Here is a 1,148-nt window from a genome sequence, read left to right as displayed (position 1 = left end):
TCCTCGTAGCCGGGCTTGCCAAGAAGAGCGAACATGTTGCTCTTGTAGGCCTCCACACCGGGCTGGTTGAAGGGGTTGATCTCCAGCAGGTAGCCGGACAGGCCGCAGACATACTCGAAGAAATAGATCAGATAGCCCACGCTGGTCTCGCTGATGGCGGGCATCTGGATCAGGACATTGGGCACGCCGCCGTCCACATGGGCCAGGATCACGCCCCGCATGGCCTTGTCCGCCACAAAGGACAGGGGCTTGCCAGACAGGAAGTTCAGGCCGTCGATGTTCTCCGGGTCGTCCGGGATCAGGAACTCACCCTTGGGGGCGAAATTCACCACCGTCTCGCACATGATGCGCTGGCCCTCCTGGATATACTGGCCCATGGAGTGCAGGTCGGCGGTATACTCCAGGCTGGCGGGGAGCAGACCCTTATGCTCCTTGCCCTCGCTCTCGCCGTAGAGCTGCTTCCACCACTCGGCGAAGAACCGGAAGCTGGGCTCGTAGCCGGCCAGCATCTCCACCTTCTTGCCACTCTCGAACAGGGCGTGGCGGGCGGCGGCATACTGCCAGGCGGGATTGTCCAGGCCACCCACGGACAGCTGCTCCATGGCCTGACGGGCTCCGCCCATCAGAGCGTCGATGTCAATGCCGGCGGCGGCGATGGGCAGCAGGCCCACAGCGGTGAGGACGGAATACCGTCCGCCGATGGCGTCGGGCACCACAAATTCCTCGTAGCCCTCGGCGTCGGCCAGACCCTTCAGGGCCCCGCGGGCCTTGTCGGTGGTGGCGTAGATCCGCTCTCTGGCGCCTTCCTTGCCGTATTTCTTCTCCAGCATGCCCTTAAAGATGCGGAAGGCAATGGCGGACTCCGTGGTGGTGCCGGACTTGGAGATGACGTTCACGGAAAAGTCCCGGTCTCCGATCAGGGAGATGACCTCCAGCAGGGTGTCGGTGGACAGACCGTTGCCGGTGAAGAAGATGTCGGGGGTATCCTTCTGCTTCAGGTTATAGTTGGGGGAGCGCAGCAGGTCGATGACCGCCCGGGCGCCCAGGTAAGAGCCGCCGATGCCGACCACCAGCAGCACCTGGGACTGCTGCTGGATCTTCTTGGCCGCGGCCTTGATGCGGGCAAACTCCTCCTTGTCATAGTCACG

General features: G+C 63.1%; 1 protein-coding gene. It reads right to left on the bottom strand.

Annotated features, from left to right (window positions below; all coding sequences use genetic code 11):
- Positions 1-1,148 (bottom strand): glucose-6-phosphate isomerase (locus I6E39_RS11000; RefSeq protein WP_235381624.1); only part of this gene is annotated, 1,148 nt, incomplete at both ends.

The organism is Pseudoflavonifractor phocaeensis (assembly GCF_021531375.1).
GTDB classification, from domain to species: domain Bacteria; phylum Bacillota; class Clostridia; order Oscillospirales; family Oscillospiraceae; genus Lawsonibacter; species Lawsonibacter phocaeensis_B.
The sequence above is the reverse complement of the archived record's forward strand: the minus strand, read 5'-3'. Positions and strand labels throughout refer to the sequence as shown.